The organism is Nonomuraea sp. NPDC050383, from assembly GCF_044459125.1.
GTDB lineage: Bacteria > Actinomycetota > Actinomycetes > Streptosporangiales > Streptosporangiaceae > Nonomuraea.
The window spans coordinates 54,986-70,051 of the sequence record NZ_JBITIP010000022.1 but is presented as its reverse complement, the minus strand read 5'-3'; the positions used below and the strand labels follow the sequence as shown (position 1 = coordinate 70,051).

General features: G+C 70.8%; 14 protein-coding genes. 6 read left to right on the top strand and 8 right to left on the bottom strand.

What is annotated here, in order from left to right; all coding sequences use genetic code 11:
- Positions 1–111: 111 nt before the first annotated feature.
- Together ACIBG4_RS36560 and ACIBG4_RS36555 are read left to right on the top strand one after the other, a co-directional pair.
- Positions 112–1,140 (top strand): helix-turn-helix domain-containing protein, encoded by a 1,029-nt coding sequence (locus ACIBG4_RS36560; protein ID WP_397206346.1) that lies wholly within the window; start codon positions 112–114, stop codon positions 1,138–1,140.
- A 36-nt stretch (positions 1,141–1,176) separates the two neighbouring features.
- A complete protein-coding gene (locus ACIBG4_RS36555; RefSeq protein ID WP_175587859.1) occupies positions 1,177–1,554 on the top strand; it encodes a DUF5319 domain-containing protein in 378 nt (125 codons plus the stop codon).
- Here the strand turns inward: ACIBG4_RS36555 and ACIBG4_RS36550 are convergent.
- From ACIBG4_RS36550 to ACIBG4_RS36535, 4 genes are all read right to left on the bottom strand, one after another.
- Positions 1,515–1,760 (bottom strand): hypothetical protein, encoded by a 246-nt coding sequence (locus ACIBG4_RS36550; protein WP_397206344.1) that lies wholly within the window; start codon positions 1,758–1,760, stop codon positions 1,515–1,517. The two genes, ACIBG4_RS36555 and ACIBG4_RS36550, sit on opposite strands and share 40 nt — an antisense overlap.
- Positions 1,757–2,392, bottom strand: a complete 636-nt coding sequence (locus tag ACIBG4_RS36545) for a sigma-70 family RNA polymerase sigma factor (RefSeq protein WP_310708553.1) — start codon at positions 2,390–2,392, stop codon at positions 1,757–1,759. The genes ACIBG4_RS36550 and ACIBG4_RS36545 overlap by 4 nt, the downstream gene beginning before the upstream one ends.
- A gap of 312 nt (positions 2,393–2,704) precedes the next feature.
- The gene (locus ACIBG4_RS36540) at positions 2,705–3,379 is read right to left on the bottom strand and encodes a response regulator (protein WP_397206445.1); all 675 of its coding nucleotides are present in this window, start codon (positions 3,377–3,379) and stop codon (positions 2,705–2,707) included.
- An 8-nt stretch (positions 3,380–3,387) separates the two neighbouring features.
- Positions 3,388–4,674 carry a sensor histidine kinase gene (locus ACIBG4_RS36535; RefSeq protein ID WP_397206342.1) on the bottom strand — a complete coding sequence of 429 codons (1,287 nt, stop codon included), beginning with the start codon at positions 4,672–4,674 and terminating at the stop codon, positions 3,388–3,390.
- Between the two features lie 296 nt (positions 4,675–4,970).
- On the opposite strand from ACIBG4_RS36535, the gene ACIBG4_RS36530 reads away from it, so the two are divergent.
- Positions 4,971–6,281: an alpha/beta hydrolase family protein gene (locus tag ACIBG4_RS36530; RefSeq protein WP_397206340.1), complete on the top strand. Its 1,311-nt coding sequence runs from the start codon at positions 4,971–4,973 to the stop codon at positions 6,279–6,281.
- 198 nt (positions 6,282–6,479) lie between these two features.
- On the opposite strand, the gene groL is transcribed toward ACIBG4_RS36530, so the two are convergent.
- A complete protein-coding gene (gene groL / locus ACIBG4_RS36525; RefSeq protein WP_310708472.1) occupies positions 6,480–8,099 on the bottom strand; it encodes a chaperonin GroEL in 1,620 nt (539 codons plus the stop codon).
- A gap of 70 nt (positions 8,100–8,169) precedes the next feature.
- On the bottom strand, positions 8,170–8,484 hold the full coding sequence (groES, locus tag ACIBG4_RS36520) for a co-chaperone GroES (RefSeq protein ID WP_253781127.1): 315 nt from the start codon (positions 8,482–8,484) through the stop codon (positions 8,170–8,172).
- A 242-nt stretch (positions 8,485–8,726) separates the two neighbouring features.
- On the opposite strand from groES, the gene ACIBG4_RS36515 reads away from it, so the two are divergent.
- From ACIBG4_RS36515 to ACIBG4_RS36505, 3 genes are all read left to right on the top strand, one after another.
- Positions 8,727–10,187 carry a methyltransferase domain-containing protein gene (locus ACIBG4_RS36515; RefSeq protein ID WP_397206338.1) on the top strand — a complete coding sequence of 487 codons (1,461 nt, stop codon included), beginning with the start codon at positions 8,727–8,729 and terminating at the stop codon, positions 10,185–10,187.
- A 194-nt stretch (positions 10,188–10,381) separates the two neighbouring features.
- On the top strand, positions 10,382–12,367 hold the full coding sequence (locus ACIBG4_RS36510) for a hypothetical protein (RefSeq protein WP_397206336.1): 1,986 nt from the start codon (positions 10,382–10,384) through the stop codon (positions 12,365–12,367).
- Between the two features lie 109 nt (positions 12,368–12,476).
- Positions 12,477–13,553: a serine hydrolase domain-containing protein gene (locus ACIBG4_RS36505; RefSeq protein ID WP_397206334.1), complete on the top strand. Its 1,077-nt coding sequence runs from the start codon at positions 12,477–12,479 to the stop codon at positions 13,551–13,553.
- Between the two features lie 53 nt (positions 13,554–13,606).
- Here the strand turns inward: ACIBG4_RS36505 and tsaD are convergent, their stop codons facing one another.
- Entirely contained in the window at positions 13,607–14,638 is a 1,032-nt protein-coding gene (gene tsaD / locus ACIBG4_RS36500) for a tRNA (adenosine(37)-N6)-threonylcarbamoyltransferase complex transferase subunit TsaD (RefSeq protein ID WP_310708476.1), read from the bottom strand.
- Positions 14,631–15,062, bottom strand: coding sequence for a ribosomal protein S18-alanine N-acetyltransferase (gene rimI, locus ACIBG4_RS36495; protein ID WP_310708554.1), 432 nt, complete (start codon positions 15,060–15,062; stop codon positions 14,631–14,633). The genes tsaD and rimI overlap by 8 nt, the downstream gene beginning before the upstream one ends.
- Positions 15,063–15,066 lie beyond the last annotated feature (4 nt).

Genomic DNA, 15,066 nt, shown 5'->3' with positions numbered 1-15,066 from the left:
ATTGCACGAAGTTGCACCGATGCCGCGTCATCCCGCGCAAGGAGGCGGACATGGCGCCGATGCCGCGTTATCCTCGCGGCACCCCCGGTCCCCCGTACGGAGCCATCCGCCATGCGCAACGAGTCACCCGACGTGCCCGATCCCCTCGCGGCGCTGGGCCTCGACCCCGCTCAGTCGGCCCTCTACACGGCGGTGCTGCGCCTGCACCGCGCCACGCTCACGGAGCTGGCGGAGGCGATGGGCGGGCCGTGCGACAAGGTCGGCAGGCAGCTCGACGACCTCGTACGGCTGGGCGTGGTCGACGAGCACTCGGGCGAGTACCTGGCCCGTCACCCGGCGGGCGCGCTCGGGCGGCTGATCGCGCAGCGGCTCGACCGGCTCGCCGAGGAGAGCAGGCGCATCGACTCGGCCCTCGGGTCGATCCGCGGCCTCATCCGCGACTACGACGCGGGACGCGACTACCAGAGCGGGCCGTTCCCGGTGGAGCTGGTCAGCGGGGCGGACGTGCTGTACGAGAGCGTGGTCGGCATGGCCGTGCAGTCGCCGCCGATGACGGTGCTCACCGCCATCCCGGACGAGCGCACCATGAGCGACTTCGCGCGGAAGTTCGCCGATCCCTGGATCGACGCGCAGCAGCGCGGCCTGCTCACCGTGCGCGCCGTCGTCCCCGTCGAGACCCTGGCCATGCCCGGCGTACGCGACCGGCTCGGCCGCCTGCTGCAGACCGGCGGCGGGGTCCGCACGCTCGACCGGGTGCCGAGCTGGTTCATGACCGCCGGCGACGAGGCCGCCGGCCTGCCCGCGCTGTGGGGCGGCAACCTGCCCGACCACGCCTACAACTTCTACCTGTTACGCACGCCGATCGTCGTGGGCGTGCTCACGTCGCTGTTCGAGGAGTGGTGGGGCCGGTCCGTGCCCATGCCGTGGGGCCACCGCTCCGACGGCACCGTCCAGGTGATCCGGCTGGCCGCCCAGGGCATGTGCGACGAGTCGATCGCCCGGCACCTCGGCGTCTCCGTCCGCACCGTGCGCGCCAGATTCGCCGACGCGATGACGCGGCTGGGCGCGCAGTCCCGCTTCCACGCGGGTGTGGAGGCCGCCCGGCGCGGATGGCTTGGCCAGGCCACTGACGACCGGTGACCACCACTGGGGCCGCATCGGTCATATGGTGGGAAGGTGCTGGAAGACGTCCCCCGCGACCCGTTCGCGGACGATCCGAACGACCCCTCCGCCGCGATGGGTGAGCTCGACGACGCCGAGCCGCTCACGGCCGCCGAGCGCGACGAGGCCATCACGGACCTCGCCGACGTGGAGGTGTTCCGCTCCCTGCTGGAGCCGCAGGGGGTGCTCGGCCTGGTACTCGACTGCCCCGAATGCGGCGAGCAGCACTTCTTCGACTGGGACCTGCTGCGCGGCAACCTACGCCAGATGATCGAGAAGGGCCGGCCACAGGTGCACGAGCCCGCCTTCCACCCCGACCCGGCCGACTACGTCACATGGGAGTACGCCAGGGGCTACGTCGACGGCGTCATCGACACCGAGGAACGCCGCTGACCGACGGGCTCCGCACCGCCCTCAGGAGCGCCACCGTCCTCGTCGTCGTAGGTGTCGGCCCGCAGGGCGGCCAGCAGCCGCGCGGCGGGATCGTCATGAGGGGGCGGCTCCCCACGGGCGAGGGCATCGAGCAGCGCGTCGCTCCCGTCCTCCGGAGCGGCGACGGAGCCGGGAGCCGGTCCGGCCGCAGCGCACTCCTGCGTCAAGCCGACTCCAGCTCGGCCATCTGCCGCAACCTCGCGAGCGCCCGGTGCTGGGCGACCCGGACCGCACCTGGTGACATGCCCAGTACATTACCGGTCTCCTCAGCAGACAGCCCCGACACCACCCGCAACAGCAGCAACTCACGCTGGTTGTCGGGCAGCCTGGCGAGCAGCCGGCGGGCGTGCTCCACCTCGATGTAGCGGACCACGGTCTCCTCGGGCCCCGGTCCGTCGTCGGGCCCGTCGGGCAGGTCCTGCGTCGGCACGGCCGAACGCACGGAGCTGCGCAGCGCGTCGGCCACCTTGTGCGAGGCGATGCCGAAGACGAACGAGGCGAACGGACGGCCCATGTCGCGGTAGCGCGGGAGCGCGGACAGCACCGCGATGCACACCTCCTGGGCCACGTCATCGGCAATGTGATATTGCCCTGAAACCCTGCCCAGCCTGGCGCGACAATAGCGCACCACCATCGGACGCAACTCGGCGAGCAGGGATTCGATCGCACCGCGATCTCCCTGCACGGCGAGACTGGTCAGTTCCCTAAGGTCGGAGTCATCCGTCCGTGCCGGAAGTCTCGACGCGAGCCTTACCCCAATTTTGGCGTCGGCGACGCTTCCCTCGCTCACGTTAGGCATGATGCCCGCACTGATCGGGCCTGTCGTCATCGCGAACGGCTACGGATTGGTCACATTGAAGAGACGGCGACGGCCCGTGATCGAATGACGACAGTAAGGCTTTCGCGTTGGAGGAATATTTCACCCCAAAAGGTGAAATGCGCGGAATTCGTCAGCAACGGCGGCTCAGACAACGCACCGAGACGAGAACACAGATCGACATCCGACGCTTTGCCAGCACTTCCGGTTTACCCGGGGTAAGTCACTATTTCATATCCGAAGCCGCTGCTGCGTTGTAACCATTGGTACCACGTCACATCTCATGGGATGTCTTCATATCGGCCCCCCGCTCCCGAGTGAGCCTGGGGCGATCAAGCCGGTCTCGTAGGCGAGCACGACCGCCTGAACCCTGTCCCTGACGCCGACCTTGGACAGGATGCGCGCGACATGCGTCTTCACCGTCGTCGGGCTGAGGCTCAGCCGGTCAGCGAGCTCGGCATTGCTCAGTCCGGTGGCGAGCAGGCGCAACACCTCCAGCTCCCGGGGCGTCAGCTCCGACAGATCCCGGTGTACGGCTGCCTTGGCCTGGTCGCGGCGGGCGAACCGCTCGACCAGGCGGCGGGTGATCGTCGGCGCGAGCAGGGCGTCCCCTGCACGCACCAGACGCACCGCCGCCACCAGATGCTCGGGTGTGACGTCCTTGAGCAGGAATCCACTGGCCCCCGCGGTGAGCGCGGCGTAGACGTAGTGGTCGAGGTCGTACGTGGTCAGAATCAGCACGCGGGTGTCGTCCGCACCTTCTGTCATGATCTGCCGGGTGGCTTCGAGGCCGTCCATCTGCGGCATCCGGATGTCCATGAGCACGACGTCGGGTTGAGTACGCCGGACGGCGGCGACGGCTTCCACCCCGTTGGCCGCCTCGGCCGCCACTTCGATGCCGTCGGCGGCGAGGATCATCCCGAACCCGCTGCGTACCAGCGCTTGGTCATCGGCGATGACCACTCTCATGGGCCGGTTCACGGGGCGGTCCACGGAATCCGCACCTTGATCTGGTAGCCGCCGTCGCGCCGCGGCCCGGCCTGCAGGACGCCGCCGTAGAGGGCGAGCCGCTCCCGCAGCCCGATCAGGCCCCGGCCCTGCCCGTCTCCGGCGCGCGTCGTCCGCCTGCCGCCGGTGTCGGTGACCTCGATCTCCAGCCAGTCGCCCCGGTGGCCGATCGTGACGGACGCCGCCGCACCGGCCGCGTGCTTGATCGTGTTGGTCAGCGCCTCCTGCACGACGCGATAGACAGCCAACTCCACCCCGGGCGGCAGCGGGCCGGGCGGCGGAGAGATCTCGGCGCTGACCGGCACTCCGGCTGCGCGAACCCGTTCGATCAACGAGTCCAGCCGGTCGAGTCCCGGTTGCGGTTCGAGCCCGTCGGCGCCGCTGCCCGCCCGCTCGCTCTCCGGCCCGGCGAGCAGGCCCATGACGTGGCGCAGTTCGGCCATCGCGGCCCGGCCGCCGGCCTCGACCGCCAGCATGGCCTCCTTCGACCGGGCCGGGGCCGTCTCCATCACCTTGCGTGCCGCTCCAGCCTGGATCACCATCACATTCACGTTGTGGGTGACGACATCGTGCAGCTCGCCGGCGATCCGGGAGCGCTCTTCCTGGACGGCTTTCTGCATGGCTTCCTCCTGTCCGCGCTGCAGCTCGGCGAATCGACGGCGGCCGGCGTCGAGTTGCTGCCGCCAGGATCGGACGAAACCGGCGGCGACTCCGGCGCTCATCAGTACCACGAACGGTCCCAGCCAGCTTGGCAACGCCGGGACGGAGTCCCGGAAGGCGGCGCCTGCCAGCACGGTGGCGAGGACGAGTCCCCCGATGGCCGGCGCCCGGTGAGGGCTGTGGGCCACGGCGCCATAGGCGGCGATGGCGAACGCCAGCACGGTGATCCACGTCGCGTCGTCGCGGGTGGCCAACGCCGCGGCCAGCACCACCCAGAAGGTCATCAGTGGGTACAGACGTCGCACCGCCAGCGGCAGAGCCGTCAGGACCACCAGGAGCGGAAGCAGCCCCGGATCCTCTTGGTCGTCTGCGGGGACGACGGGCCGCTCCGGGCGGTCAGGCGGGGCGTCGCTGCTTCGTGGCGGTGGAGAGGGCCGCAGTTGCAAGGGCTCCAGCAGGGAGGGCCGCTCCCCGGCGACGCGATGGGCGCCGTCTGTGGCGCCCGCCGTCGCGGCCACTGCGACAACGGTCAGGACGATCGCGAGCAGCAGGTCGGCGAGGACTGACCGGCGTGAGGGCCGGGCGGGCCTCCGCACGGGGCGCAGCACATCAAGACCGGACTGCCACCAGACACGTCGTTCGCTCGCTTTCACTCATGCATTGTCCCGACCGCACGGCACGTCCCGCGTCGGCCTCGGTGACCGGACCCGGCATCCGCCAGGAGTACATCGCGAGGATGACCCGGTGAGGTCTCCTCCTCGAGGCAGGGCCGATATCGGCATGACAGCCGACGCGGACGGATCTCTCCGGCCTCTAACGTCATTCCCGCCACCGGCCGCCCGCGGAGGCCCCGTCGAGGCGGCCTCATCAGGAAGGACATTTCATGGGTCATATGAGGGAGAGGGAGAGCACGCCCGGCGCCGCCTCAGGGCACGGCGCAGGCTTCGGGGGCGACGAACCAGCGCCGCCCCGCCGGATTCGCCGAGACGTCACCGCCGTCGCGGCCCTGCTCGCCTTCGTAGCCGCCACCCCCTGCTCCGCCGCGTTCGCTTCGATCGTGTCCGACGCCCCCTCGCGTGAACTGTCGCCCGGCTTCACCGCAGCTGTCGCCGCCGACCTGTCGTCCACCCGGCTCGGCACGCCCCACCTCCCCGAGCCGACCGGATCCCAGCCGGTCGGCACCACGTCCCTGTACCTCAAGGACACCTCCCGCGCCGATCCCTGGGTCCCCGCCGCGAAGGCGAGAGAACTCATGGTCTCCCTGTGGTACCCGACGAGATCCCGCAGCGGGAAACGGGCCCCGTACATGACGGCGAAGGAGTCGGAGCTCATCCTGAAAGGCGGGGAGGTCACCGGCGTGCCGTACGACGCGTTGAGCAGAACGCGGACCAACGCCTTCAGCGACGCCGAACCGGCCGGACGCAAGCACAGCCTGCCCCTGGTCGTGCTCTCCCCGGGCTTCACCGAGCCCCGCAGCTCGCTCACCGCCCTGGCCGAGGAGCTGGCGAGCAGGGGCTATGTGGTGGCCGGCATCGAGCACACCTACGAGAGCCTGGCCACGGCCTTCCCCGACGGCCGGATCACCACGTGTCTCGCATGTGAGGGGAGCAAGGGCCAGGAGTTCTGGAACAAGGTGGGCCAGAGCCGGGCGGCCGACGTCTCCTTCGTGCTCGACGAACTGACCGGCGCCCACCCCGCGTGGAAGGGCGCTCCGCTGATCGCACCGTCTCGGATCGCGATGGCCGGGCACTCGGCAGGAGGCGCGAGCACCATCGCCGCCATGCTGAAGGACACCCGCGTACGTGCCGGGATCGACATGGACGGCACCGCCTTCGCCCCGATCCCCGACGGCGGACTGTCGCGGCCGTTCCTCTTCCTGGGCACGCAGGCCATGCACAGCCCGGGAGGCAAGGACACCACGTGGGAACGTGACTGGGCGCAGCTGAGGGAATGGAAGCGCTGGCTTGTGGTGACAGGGGCAGAGCACGCCTCCTTCACCGACACCGCGCTGCTGGTGGAACAGCTCGGTGTCCACCGCAATCCCGGCCTGTCCGGCGACCGCGCCGTCGAGATCACCCGCAGTCACGTCCGAGCCTTCTTCGACCTGCACCTGCGCCACAGGCCCCAGCCCCTGCTGAGCAAGCCGTCACCGCGCTACCCCGAGGTCAAACGGTGTGACGTTGAGCGGAAGATCTGCACTTAGGCGCTCACCCACCCGTCCGGCGACCATCCACGCCGGACGCCTCCCCTGCGCACCTCCGCCTCCTACGCCTTCACAGCTCCCCCATCACGGGCCGGGCACGCGAACGGCCCGCCTCCGGGAGTGGGGGCGGGCCGTTCGTGAGCCGTGGTGTCACCGGCCGCGCGGGCCGAAGCCCGTCAGCCGGTGATCCTCAGGTCGTCAGTGGCCGTGACCGTGGCCGTGGCCCTGGCCGGCGGCCGGGGCCTCCTCCTCGGGCTTGTCCACGACGAGCACCTCGGTCGTGAGCAGCATGCCCGCGATCGAAGCGGCGTTCTGGACGGCCGAGCGGGTGACCTTGACCGGGTCGATGACACCCTGCGCGATCAGGTCGCCGTACTCGCCGGTCGCGGCGTTGAGGCCGTGGCCGGCCTCCAGCTCGGCGACCTTGTGGGTGACCACGTAGCCCTCGAGACCGGCGTTCTCGGCGATCCAGCGAGCCGGCTCGACCAGCGCGCGGCGCACGACGCCGACACCGGTGGCCTCGTCGCCCGTCAGGCCGAGGTCGTCCAGGTCCTTGGAGACGTGGATCAGGGCCGAGCCACCGCCGGAGACGATGCCCTCCTCGATCGCGGCGCGCGTCGCGGAGATGGCGTCCTCGAGACGGTGCTTCTTCTCCTTGAGCTCGACCTCGGTGGCCGCGCCGACGCGCAGCACGCAGACGCCGCCGGCCAGCTTGGCCAGCCGCTCCTGCAGCTTCTCGCGGTCCCAGTCGGAGTCGGACTGCTCGATGGCGAGCTTGATCTCCTTGACGCGGTCCTCGATCGCCTGCTGGTCACCGGCGCCGTCGACGACGGTCGTGGCGTCCTTGGTGACGACGATGCGACGCGCCTGGCCGAGCACCTCAAGGCCGACGTTCTCCAGCTTGAGGCCGACCTCTTCGCTGACGACCTGGCCGCCGGTGAGGATGGCCATGTCCTGCAGCATCGCCTTGCGGCGGTCGCCGAAGCCCGGCGCCTTGACGGCGACGGAGGTGAACGTGCCACGGATCTTGTTGGTGACCAGGACGGCCAGGGCCTCGCCCTCGACGTCCTCGGCGACCACGAGCAGCGGCTTCTTGGTCTGCGCGACCTTCTCCAGCATCGGCAGGAAGTCGGCGATCGAGGCGATCTTGCCCTGCGTCAGCAGGATGTAGGCGTCCTCGAGGACGGACTCCATGCGCTCGGGGTCGGTGACCATGTAGGCCGACAGGTAGCCCTTGTCGAACTGGAGGCCCTCGGTGAACTCGAGCTCCATGCCCATGGCATTGGACTCTTCGACCGTGAGGACGCCGTCCTTGCCGACCTTGTCGAACGCCTCGGCGATCAGCTCGCCGATCTTGGCGTCCTGGGCGGAGATCGTCGCGACGTTGGCGATCTCCTTCTTGTCCTCGACCGGGCGGGCGCTGGCGAGCAGCTTGTCGCTGATCTCCTTGGCCGCCTTGTCGATGCCGCGCTTGAGCGACAGCGGCGAGGCGCCGGCCGCCACGTTGCGCAGGCCTTCGCGGACCATGGCCTGGGCCAGGACCGTCGCGGTGGTGGTGCCGTCACCCGCGATGTCGTTGGTCTTGGTGGCCACTTCCTTGGCGAGCTGGGCGCCGAGGTTCTCGTAGCGCTCCTCCAGCTCGATCTCACGAGCGATGGTCACACCGTCGTTCGTGATGGTCGGAGCACCGAACTTCTTGTCGATGACGACGTTGCGGCCACGGGGGCCGAGGGTAACCTTCACGGCATCCGCGAGGGCGTTGACGCCACGCTCAAGAGCGCGACGGGCGTCCTCGTCGAACTCCAGGATCTTCGCCATTTTGCTGAAAGTCCTCTCCTAGTGTCGAAGGCCCCGGCCGCTCACGCGCCCGGGGCCCGACACCACCGGCTTACTTCTCGATGATCGCGAGAACGTCGCGGGCGGAGAGCACGAGGTACTCCTCGCCGCCGTACTTGACCTCGGTGCCGCCGTACTTGCTGTAGAGGACGACGTCGCCCTCACTGACGTCGAGCGGGATCCGCTTCTCGCCGTCCTCATCCCAGTTGCCCGGGCCCACCGCGAGGACCTTGCCCTCCTGCGGCTTCTCCTTGGCGGTATCCGGGATGACCAGGCCGGAAGCGGTGGTCTGCTCAGCCTCAAGCGGCTGCACCACAATGCGGTCGCCGAGCGGCTTAACGGGAACCTTGGTGGCGGTCGTCACGATCGGACCTCCCCTTCAGATTTGAATGATCTAGAAGAGGCGACCAGCGGGGCCTGCCGTCGCGGGTGCCAGACCTGCCTCGTCGCACGTTGGCACTCTCAAGGGGAGAGTGCCAACAGGAAACATATGCAAGAGGGGCTTGACAGTCAACACGAACACGTCTGCTGAGAGCGATAACCCATCCTCGCAGGTCGTGACGGGGTCCCGGATCGGGGGCCGCACGGGAGGCGCTAACGTCGTACGGCGTGGACCTGGACGCCTTCACCGAGCTGCTCACTCCGCGCGGACAGCGCGCGCTCGCGGAGGCGGGCGAGCTCCAAGGGGGCGACCCCGTGGCGGCCGCGACGAGCCTGCGCCGGACCTACGACGCCGCGCTCGCCTCGGCGGCGCTCACCCAGGCGCGGCTCCGGGACCGGGCGCGCGCCAAGTTCGGCGCGGACGCCGAGCTGATGTACTTCACGCCGCACGGCCTGGAGCAGGCCACCCGTGCCGAGGTCGCCGCCCACCGCGCCGCCCGGCTCACCGCGCTGTGGCACGACTCACACCGTTCACAGGGCTCGCGAACGCGCCAGGGAGCGGCGGCTCGGGAGGAGGGCACCGCCTCGGGGACACGCCCGCCGGGCCCGCACGACTCCCGTCCTCAGGATTCGGGCCCTCATGACTCGGGTCCTCATGACTCCGGCCCGCACGGCTCCAGCCTGTACGGCTCCGGCCCGCAGGGCTTCGGTCCGCCCGGCTCGGGCACGCAGGGGGCGGGCACGCAGGGGGCGGGCACGCAGGGGGCGGGGCCGAGGGTCGTGGACGCGTGCTGCGGCATCGGCGGGGATCTCCTGGCGCTGGCCCGGGCGGGCTGTGTCGTGGACGCCGTCGACACCGACCCGCTGACCGTGGCCGTGGCCAGGGCCAACGTCGAGGCGCTCGGACCGGCCGGACGGGTCACGGTCCGGGTGGCCGACGCCGCGTCCGTGTCGCCCGAGGACTACGACGTGCTGTTCGCCGACCCGGCCCGGCGCACCTCCAGGGGCCGCACGTTCGACCCCTTGGCCTACTCCCCGCCGTGGCCCGTCGTGCTCGACCTGGTCGCCCGGGCCCGGTGGGCCTGTCTCAAGGTCGCCCCGGGCATCCCGTACGAGTTCATCCCGGAGACGGCCGAGGCCGAGTGGGTCTCGTACAAGGGCGAGGTGAAGGAGGCCTCCCTGTGGACGCACCCCGGCGCCCGCACGACCGACCGGCCGGACACGACGGCGGGCGGCGGGGCGGTCCGGCTGGCCACGTTGCTGCCCGGCGGCCACGTCCTGCGTGACACCGGCGCCGTCGCCCCCGTCGGCCCGCTGGGCCGCTACGTGTACGAGCCCGACGGCGCGGCGATCCGCGCGCACCTCGTGGCCGAGGTCGCCGAGCTGGTGGACGGCCGCCTGCCCGACCCGATGATCGCCTACATCACCGGGGACGACCCGGTCGACACTCCCTGGGCGTCCCGGTACGAGGTGGAGGAGGCGCTGCCGTTCTCGCTGAAGCGCCTGCGCGCCGCTCTCCGCGACCGGAAAATAGGAAATATCACTATTAAAAAGCGCGCCTCCGCCGTGGACATCGAACGCCTTCGCGGAGATCTGCGACTTTCGGGCAGTGAATCCGCCGTGGTCATTCTGACCCGGATCATGGATAAGCCGTCCGCCTTGATCTGCCGCCCATGCCCACCTGCGTAAATAGCAAAACAGGGCGCTTGTGCGGCAACCACGATATTTTCCCGCACCACTGACGTGGCTTGATCGAGAGGCTAAGGTGGGCGGGCGGGAGTTCTCCCCCCTGTAGCGGTTTACCGCGTTCTCCTTCTTCCATCTGCAAACCGGACCTATCCCACCGCTGCGCGATGAACCGTCGGCGAGTGAAGGAGCTTTCGGTGGATCATTCCAACCACACCACCCTCCTGCAGACAGGGGGGCACAGCAAGGTCCCGGAGAGAATGCGGGAGCTGCTGGCCCGCGCCGCGCAGGATCATGTGTACGAGCAGCGCACGCAGGGGGCCGTCCTCGACGAGATCCGCCAGCGGCTCGAAGGCATGGAGTGGCTGCTGCGCGAGGTGCGCGAGCGGGAGCTCGGTGGATTGAGCGGCACGCTGGAGACGGTGAGCGGGCGCCTTGACGACATGGCCGCCAAGCCGCCCATGTGGGCCGAGGGCCTCGCCCAGCACGTCGAGGCGGTCCGCGACCACGTGGACGCCGTCGGCTCGCAGGTGGGCTCCGTGGACGCCCGGGTGGAGTCGGTCCACCAGCGCGTCGCCCCCGTGGTGGAGCTCCCGAACATCTGGGACGATCTGACGACCATCGGCGGCGGCGTCGAGGAGACGTTGAAGCGGCTGCAGTCGGTGCTGGACGGCGGCGAGGGCATCGCCAAGCGGATGGGCGAGTTCGCGGCCGTCATGGCCCAGCTCGGCTCCAGCATGGAGGCCGCCGCCAGCCGCTTCACCCGGCTCGACAGATCGCTCGCCGAGCTGACGGCGCGCACCGACCGGGTCGAGAACGTGGTGGCCGAGCTGTCCAGCGGGATCGCCGCGGGGTTGTCCAGCGGGCTGGACGGCCGGCTGGCCGCCGCGGCCGAGCAGGCCGGGACCCGGGCCGCCGCCGTCGGCGAGCAGGTCAACGCGCACGTGGACGCCGTGGCCGAGAGGCTGACCGCGCACGTGGACGTGCTCGCGGGCCAGGTGAGCGCCGTGACCGACCGGCTGACGACCGCCGAGCAGCGGCTCGCGGCGCGGGTGGAGGAGTCGCGGCAGGAGCTGGCCACCTGCCTGGAGGAGACGCAGCAGCAGGTCGCGGTGCGGCTCGACGAGCTCGACTCGCGCATGGAGGGCGTGGACGGCCGCCTGGCCGGGATGGACTCCCGGCTGGGGTCCGTCGACAAGCGGATCGTCTCGCTCGACGGGCAGCTCGGCGCCCTGGACGGCCGGATGGACGGCCGCTTCACCGCCCTCGACGGCCGGCTGACCACGCTGGACGAGCGCGCGGTCGCCGCCGGCGAGCGGCTGGGCGCCGTGGACGAGCGCGTGGGCGGGGTCGAGCAGCGGATGGCGGCCGTGGACCAGCGGATGGCGACGGTGGACCAGCGGGTGGCCGGCGTCGACCAGCACCTCGGCGAGAACGCGACCCGCAACGAGGCCCGCTTCAACCACCTGGACAACGACCTGGAGTCGCTGGACGAGCGGCTGAGCGAGGTCGAGGAGCATCTGACGACCCGGTTCGACGCCGTCGACAGCACGGTGACGGGCCGTTTCACGACCGTCGACACGAAGCTGGCGGCCGGGTTCGACGGGGTCACGAGCCGCCTCGACCGCAGCGACAGCGCCATGGCCGCCCATTTCGCCACGGCCGACGCCAACCTGACCGCCCGCTTCGACACGGTGGACGGGCTCGCCACCCGCCTCGACACGGTGGACACGGACATGGCGACGCGGTTCGACCAGGTGGGAAATGCCATCCAGACGGCCATCCAGACGAGCATGCAGACCCGCTTCGACGGCGTGGACCGGCATCTGACGGACCTCGCCACCCGCGCCGAGCAGGCGGGCGAGCAGTTGGAGACGGTGGACGACCACCTGGAGGCGGTCAACCAGCGGGTGAGCCAGCTCCCGGTCACGCTGGGCATCGGCGAGCGGATCGAGGAGGCGATCGCCGCCCGAGCCGCCGACGAGGCCGACCGTCTCACGGCGGCGGCGGGCGCGCTGACGGAGCTGCTCCAGGCGCGGCCCGACCGCGAGGAGCTGACGCGCACGGTGACGGGCATCGTCACGCCGGCCACGGCGGACCTCACCAAGCGCCTGGGCTCGCTGGAGGAGACCATGCTGGCCCTCGCCGAGGCACTCCTCCGCCCCACCCGGCCGAAGGACTGACCCGCCGTTCGGATCGGATGCCGGCTCCTGAGCTGCTGCGGTTTTCCACAGGTGAAGTCGGCGGAGCACCGCATTCCGCCGCACAGCCGATCTCCCTAGCGTTGCGCACATGATGCAGCTGATGATGAACGTGCTGGTCGCGACGGCCGTAACCGCGGGTGGCCACGGTGTGGACGTACGCTCCGACCTGGACAAGATCGTGGCCGGCGGCGGGGCCACGGCCGCCCTGGCGCGGGTCTCCGACGGCGGACACACCTGGTCGGGCGCCGTGGGCGTGCGCGACATCGAGCGCGAGGGACGGCCGTCGCCCAACGGGTACTTCCGGATCGGCAGCGTCACCAAGACCTTCGTCGCGACCGTTGTGCTCCAGCTCGTGGACGAGGGCAGGATCCAGCTCGACGACCCCGTCGACCGGTACCTGCCGGGCCTGGTGCCGGGCGGCGCGCAGATCACCGTCCGCCGGCTCCTCAACCACACCAGCCACCTGTACGACTACATGAGCGAGCCCGGATACTCGACCAACCGCTGGCGCGGCGACGCCCGGTTCCGCTCCTACCAGCCGCGCGAGCTGCTCGAAGTGGCCTTCGCCAAGAAGCTCCCCGACGACGGGAAGTGGCACTACTCCAACACCAACTACGTGGTGCTCGGGCTGCTGGTGGAGAAGCTGACCGGCCACCCGTACGGCAAGGAGGTCACGCGCCGCATCCTGCGGCCGCTGGGGCTGCGCCACACCGTGGTGCCGGGCGACCGGGCGGGGCTGCCGGCGCCGCACGCCAAGGGCTACGAGCCGCTGCCCGGCCTGGTGGACGCCACGCGGATGAACCCCTCGCTGGACTGGGCCGCAGGAGAGATGATCTCGACCGCGGCCGACCTGGAGCGGTTCATGTCGGCGCTGCTCGACGGCAAGCTGATCAGCAAGACGTCATTGCAGGCGATGCGCACGACGGTCGAGACCGGAGCCGGGTTCGGCTACGGGCTCGGGCTGCAGGCCTACCGGCTGCCGTGCGGCACGGTGTGGGGACACAGCGGCGAGCTGATCGGATACCTCACGTTCGCGTTCCGCTCGGACTCCGGCAAGTCGATGACCCTGTCGATCAACCCCTCGACCCGCAACCCGTCCACCGAGGAGGTCATGGGCATCGCCGTCAAGGTGTTCTGCGGCTCGGCGGCTCAGCGGCGCGACTGACGGTCCCGGCCACCCCGGCGGGACGTGGACCACCGTGACCGACGCCGCACACGTCACACATGAACCGTCGTGATCGGCATCGACGAGTCGGCCGGGATCTCCAGGGCGGACGGGGTGATCCCGGCGGCCACCAGGTCGGAGCCCAGGGCGGCCACCATGGCGCCGTTGTCGGTGCACAGGCCCGGCCGGGGCACGCGCAGCCGCACGCCCGCCGCGTCGCACCGCTCCTGGGCCAGGGCGCGCAGCCGCGAGTTGGCCGCCACGCCACCGCCGATGAGCAGGTCGTGCACGTCGTACTTGCGGCACGCCTGGAGCGCCTTGCGCGTCAGCACGTCGACCACGGCCTCCTGGAACGACGCCGCCACGTCCGGCACGTGGATGGACTCGCCGGCCGCCTCGCGCGCCTCGACCCAGCGGGCCACGGCGGTCTTGAGCCCGGAGAAGGAGAAGTCGAGCGTGCCGTCGTCGATCTTGCCGCGCGGGAACGTGATGGCCGCGCCGGAGCCCGAGGTGGCCGCCCGGTCGATGTGCGGGCCGCCGGGGAACGGCAGCCCCAGCACCCGCGCCACCTTGTCGAACGCCTCCCCCGCCGCGTCGTCCACCGTCGAGCCGAGCGAGATGACGTCCTGGGCCACGTCGGGCACCAGCAGCAGCGACGAGTGTCCGCCCGAGACGAGCATGGCGATGCACGGCTTGGGGAGCGGGCCGTGTTCGAGCTGGTCCACGGCGACGTGGGCGGCCAGGTGGTTGACGCCGTAGAGCGGGACGCCGAGGCCGAGCGCGTAGGCCTTGGCCGCGGCGACGCCCACCAGCAGCGCCCCGGCCAGGCCCGGCCCGGCGGTCACCGCGATCGCGTCGATGTCGGAGAACCTCAGGCCGGCCTGCGCCAGCGCGGCCTCCACGGTCGGCGTCATCGCCTCCAGGTGGGCCCGGGAGGCCACCTCGGGCACCACGCCGCCGAAGCGGGCGTGCTCCTCCATGCTGGACGCGATGGTGTTGGCCAGCAGCGTGTGGCCTCTGACGATGCCGATGCCGGTCTCGTCGCAGGAGGTCTCGATGCCGAGGACCAGTGGTGCGTCAGCCATCCAGCTTCTTCCTCATCATGATCGCGTCGGTGCCGTCGTCGTAGTAGCGGCGGCGGATGCCGATCTCCTCGAACCCGAAGTGCTCGTACACGCCGCGGGCGCGCGGGTTGTCGTCGCGCACCTCCAGGAACATCTCGCGGGCGCCGCGCCCGCGCGCCTCACGCAGCAGCTCGGCCAGCATCGCGCCGCCGACGCCGGTGCCCTGGTGGGCCTGGAGCACCGCGATGGTCTGCACGTCGGCCTGGTCGGCCGCGGCGGCCATGCCCGCGTAGCCGATGATGACGTCGTCGACCAGCGCCACCACGTAGTGGCGGGTGCGGGGCTGGTCGGCCAGCTCGCCGCGCATCATGCCCTCGCTCCACGCGTCGAGCGGGAACGTGGCGCGCTCGATCGCCATGACGGCGGGCAGGTCGTCCTCGGTCATCCGG

What these genes read in the sequence shown, in the direction of transcription:
- ACIBG4_RS36560 (WP_397206346.1), top strand. Translation starts at nt 112, where the DNA reads ATGCGCAACGAGTCACCCGACGTGCCCGATCCCCTCGCGGCGCTGGGC.
- ACIBG4_RS36545 (WP_310708553.1), bottom strand. Translation starts at nt 2,392, where the DNA reads ATGCCTAACGTGAGCGAGGGAAGCGTCGCCGACGCCAAAATTGGGGTA.
- ACIBG4_RS36540 (WP_397206445.1), bottom strand. Translation starts at nt 3,379, where the DNA reads ATGAGAGTGGTCATCGCCGATGACCAAGCGCTGGTACGCAGCGGGTTC.
- ACIBG4_RS36530 (WP_397206340.1), top strand. Translation starts at nt 4,971, where the DNA reads ATGAGGGAGAGGGAGAGCACGCCCGGCGCCGCCTCAGGGCACGGCGCA.
- groL (WP_310708472.1), bottom strand. Translation starts at nt 8,099, where the DNA reads ATGGCGAAGATCCTGGAGTTCGACGAGGACGCCCGTCGCGCTCTTGAG.
- ACIBG4_RS36505 (WP_397206334.1), top strand. Translation starts at nt 12,477, where the DNA reads ATGATGCAGCTGATGATGAACGTGCTGGTCGCGACGGCCGTAACCGCG.
- tsaD (WP_310708476.1), bottom strand. Translation starts at nt 14,638, where the DNA reads ATGGCTGACGCACCACTGGTCCTCGGCATCGAGACCTCCTGCGACGAG.
- rimI (WP_310708554.1), bottom strand. Translation starts at nt 15,062, where the DNA reads ATGACCGAGGACGACCTGCCCGCCGTCATGGCGATCGAGCGCGCCACG.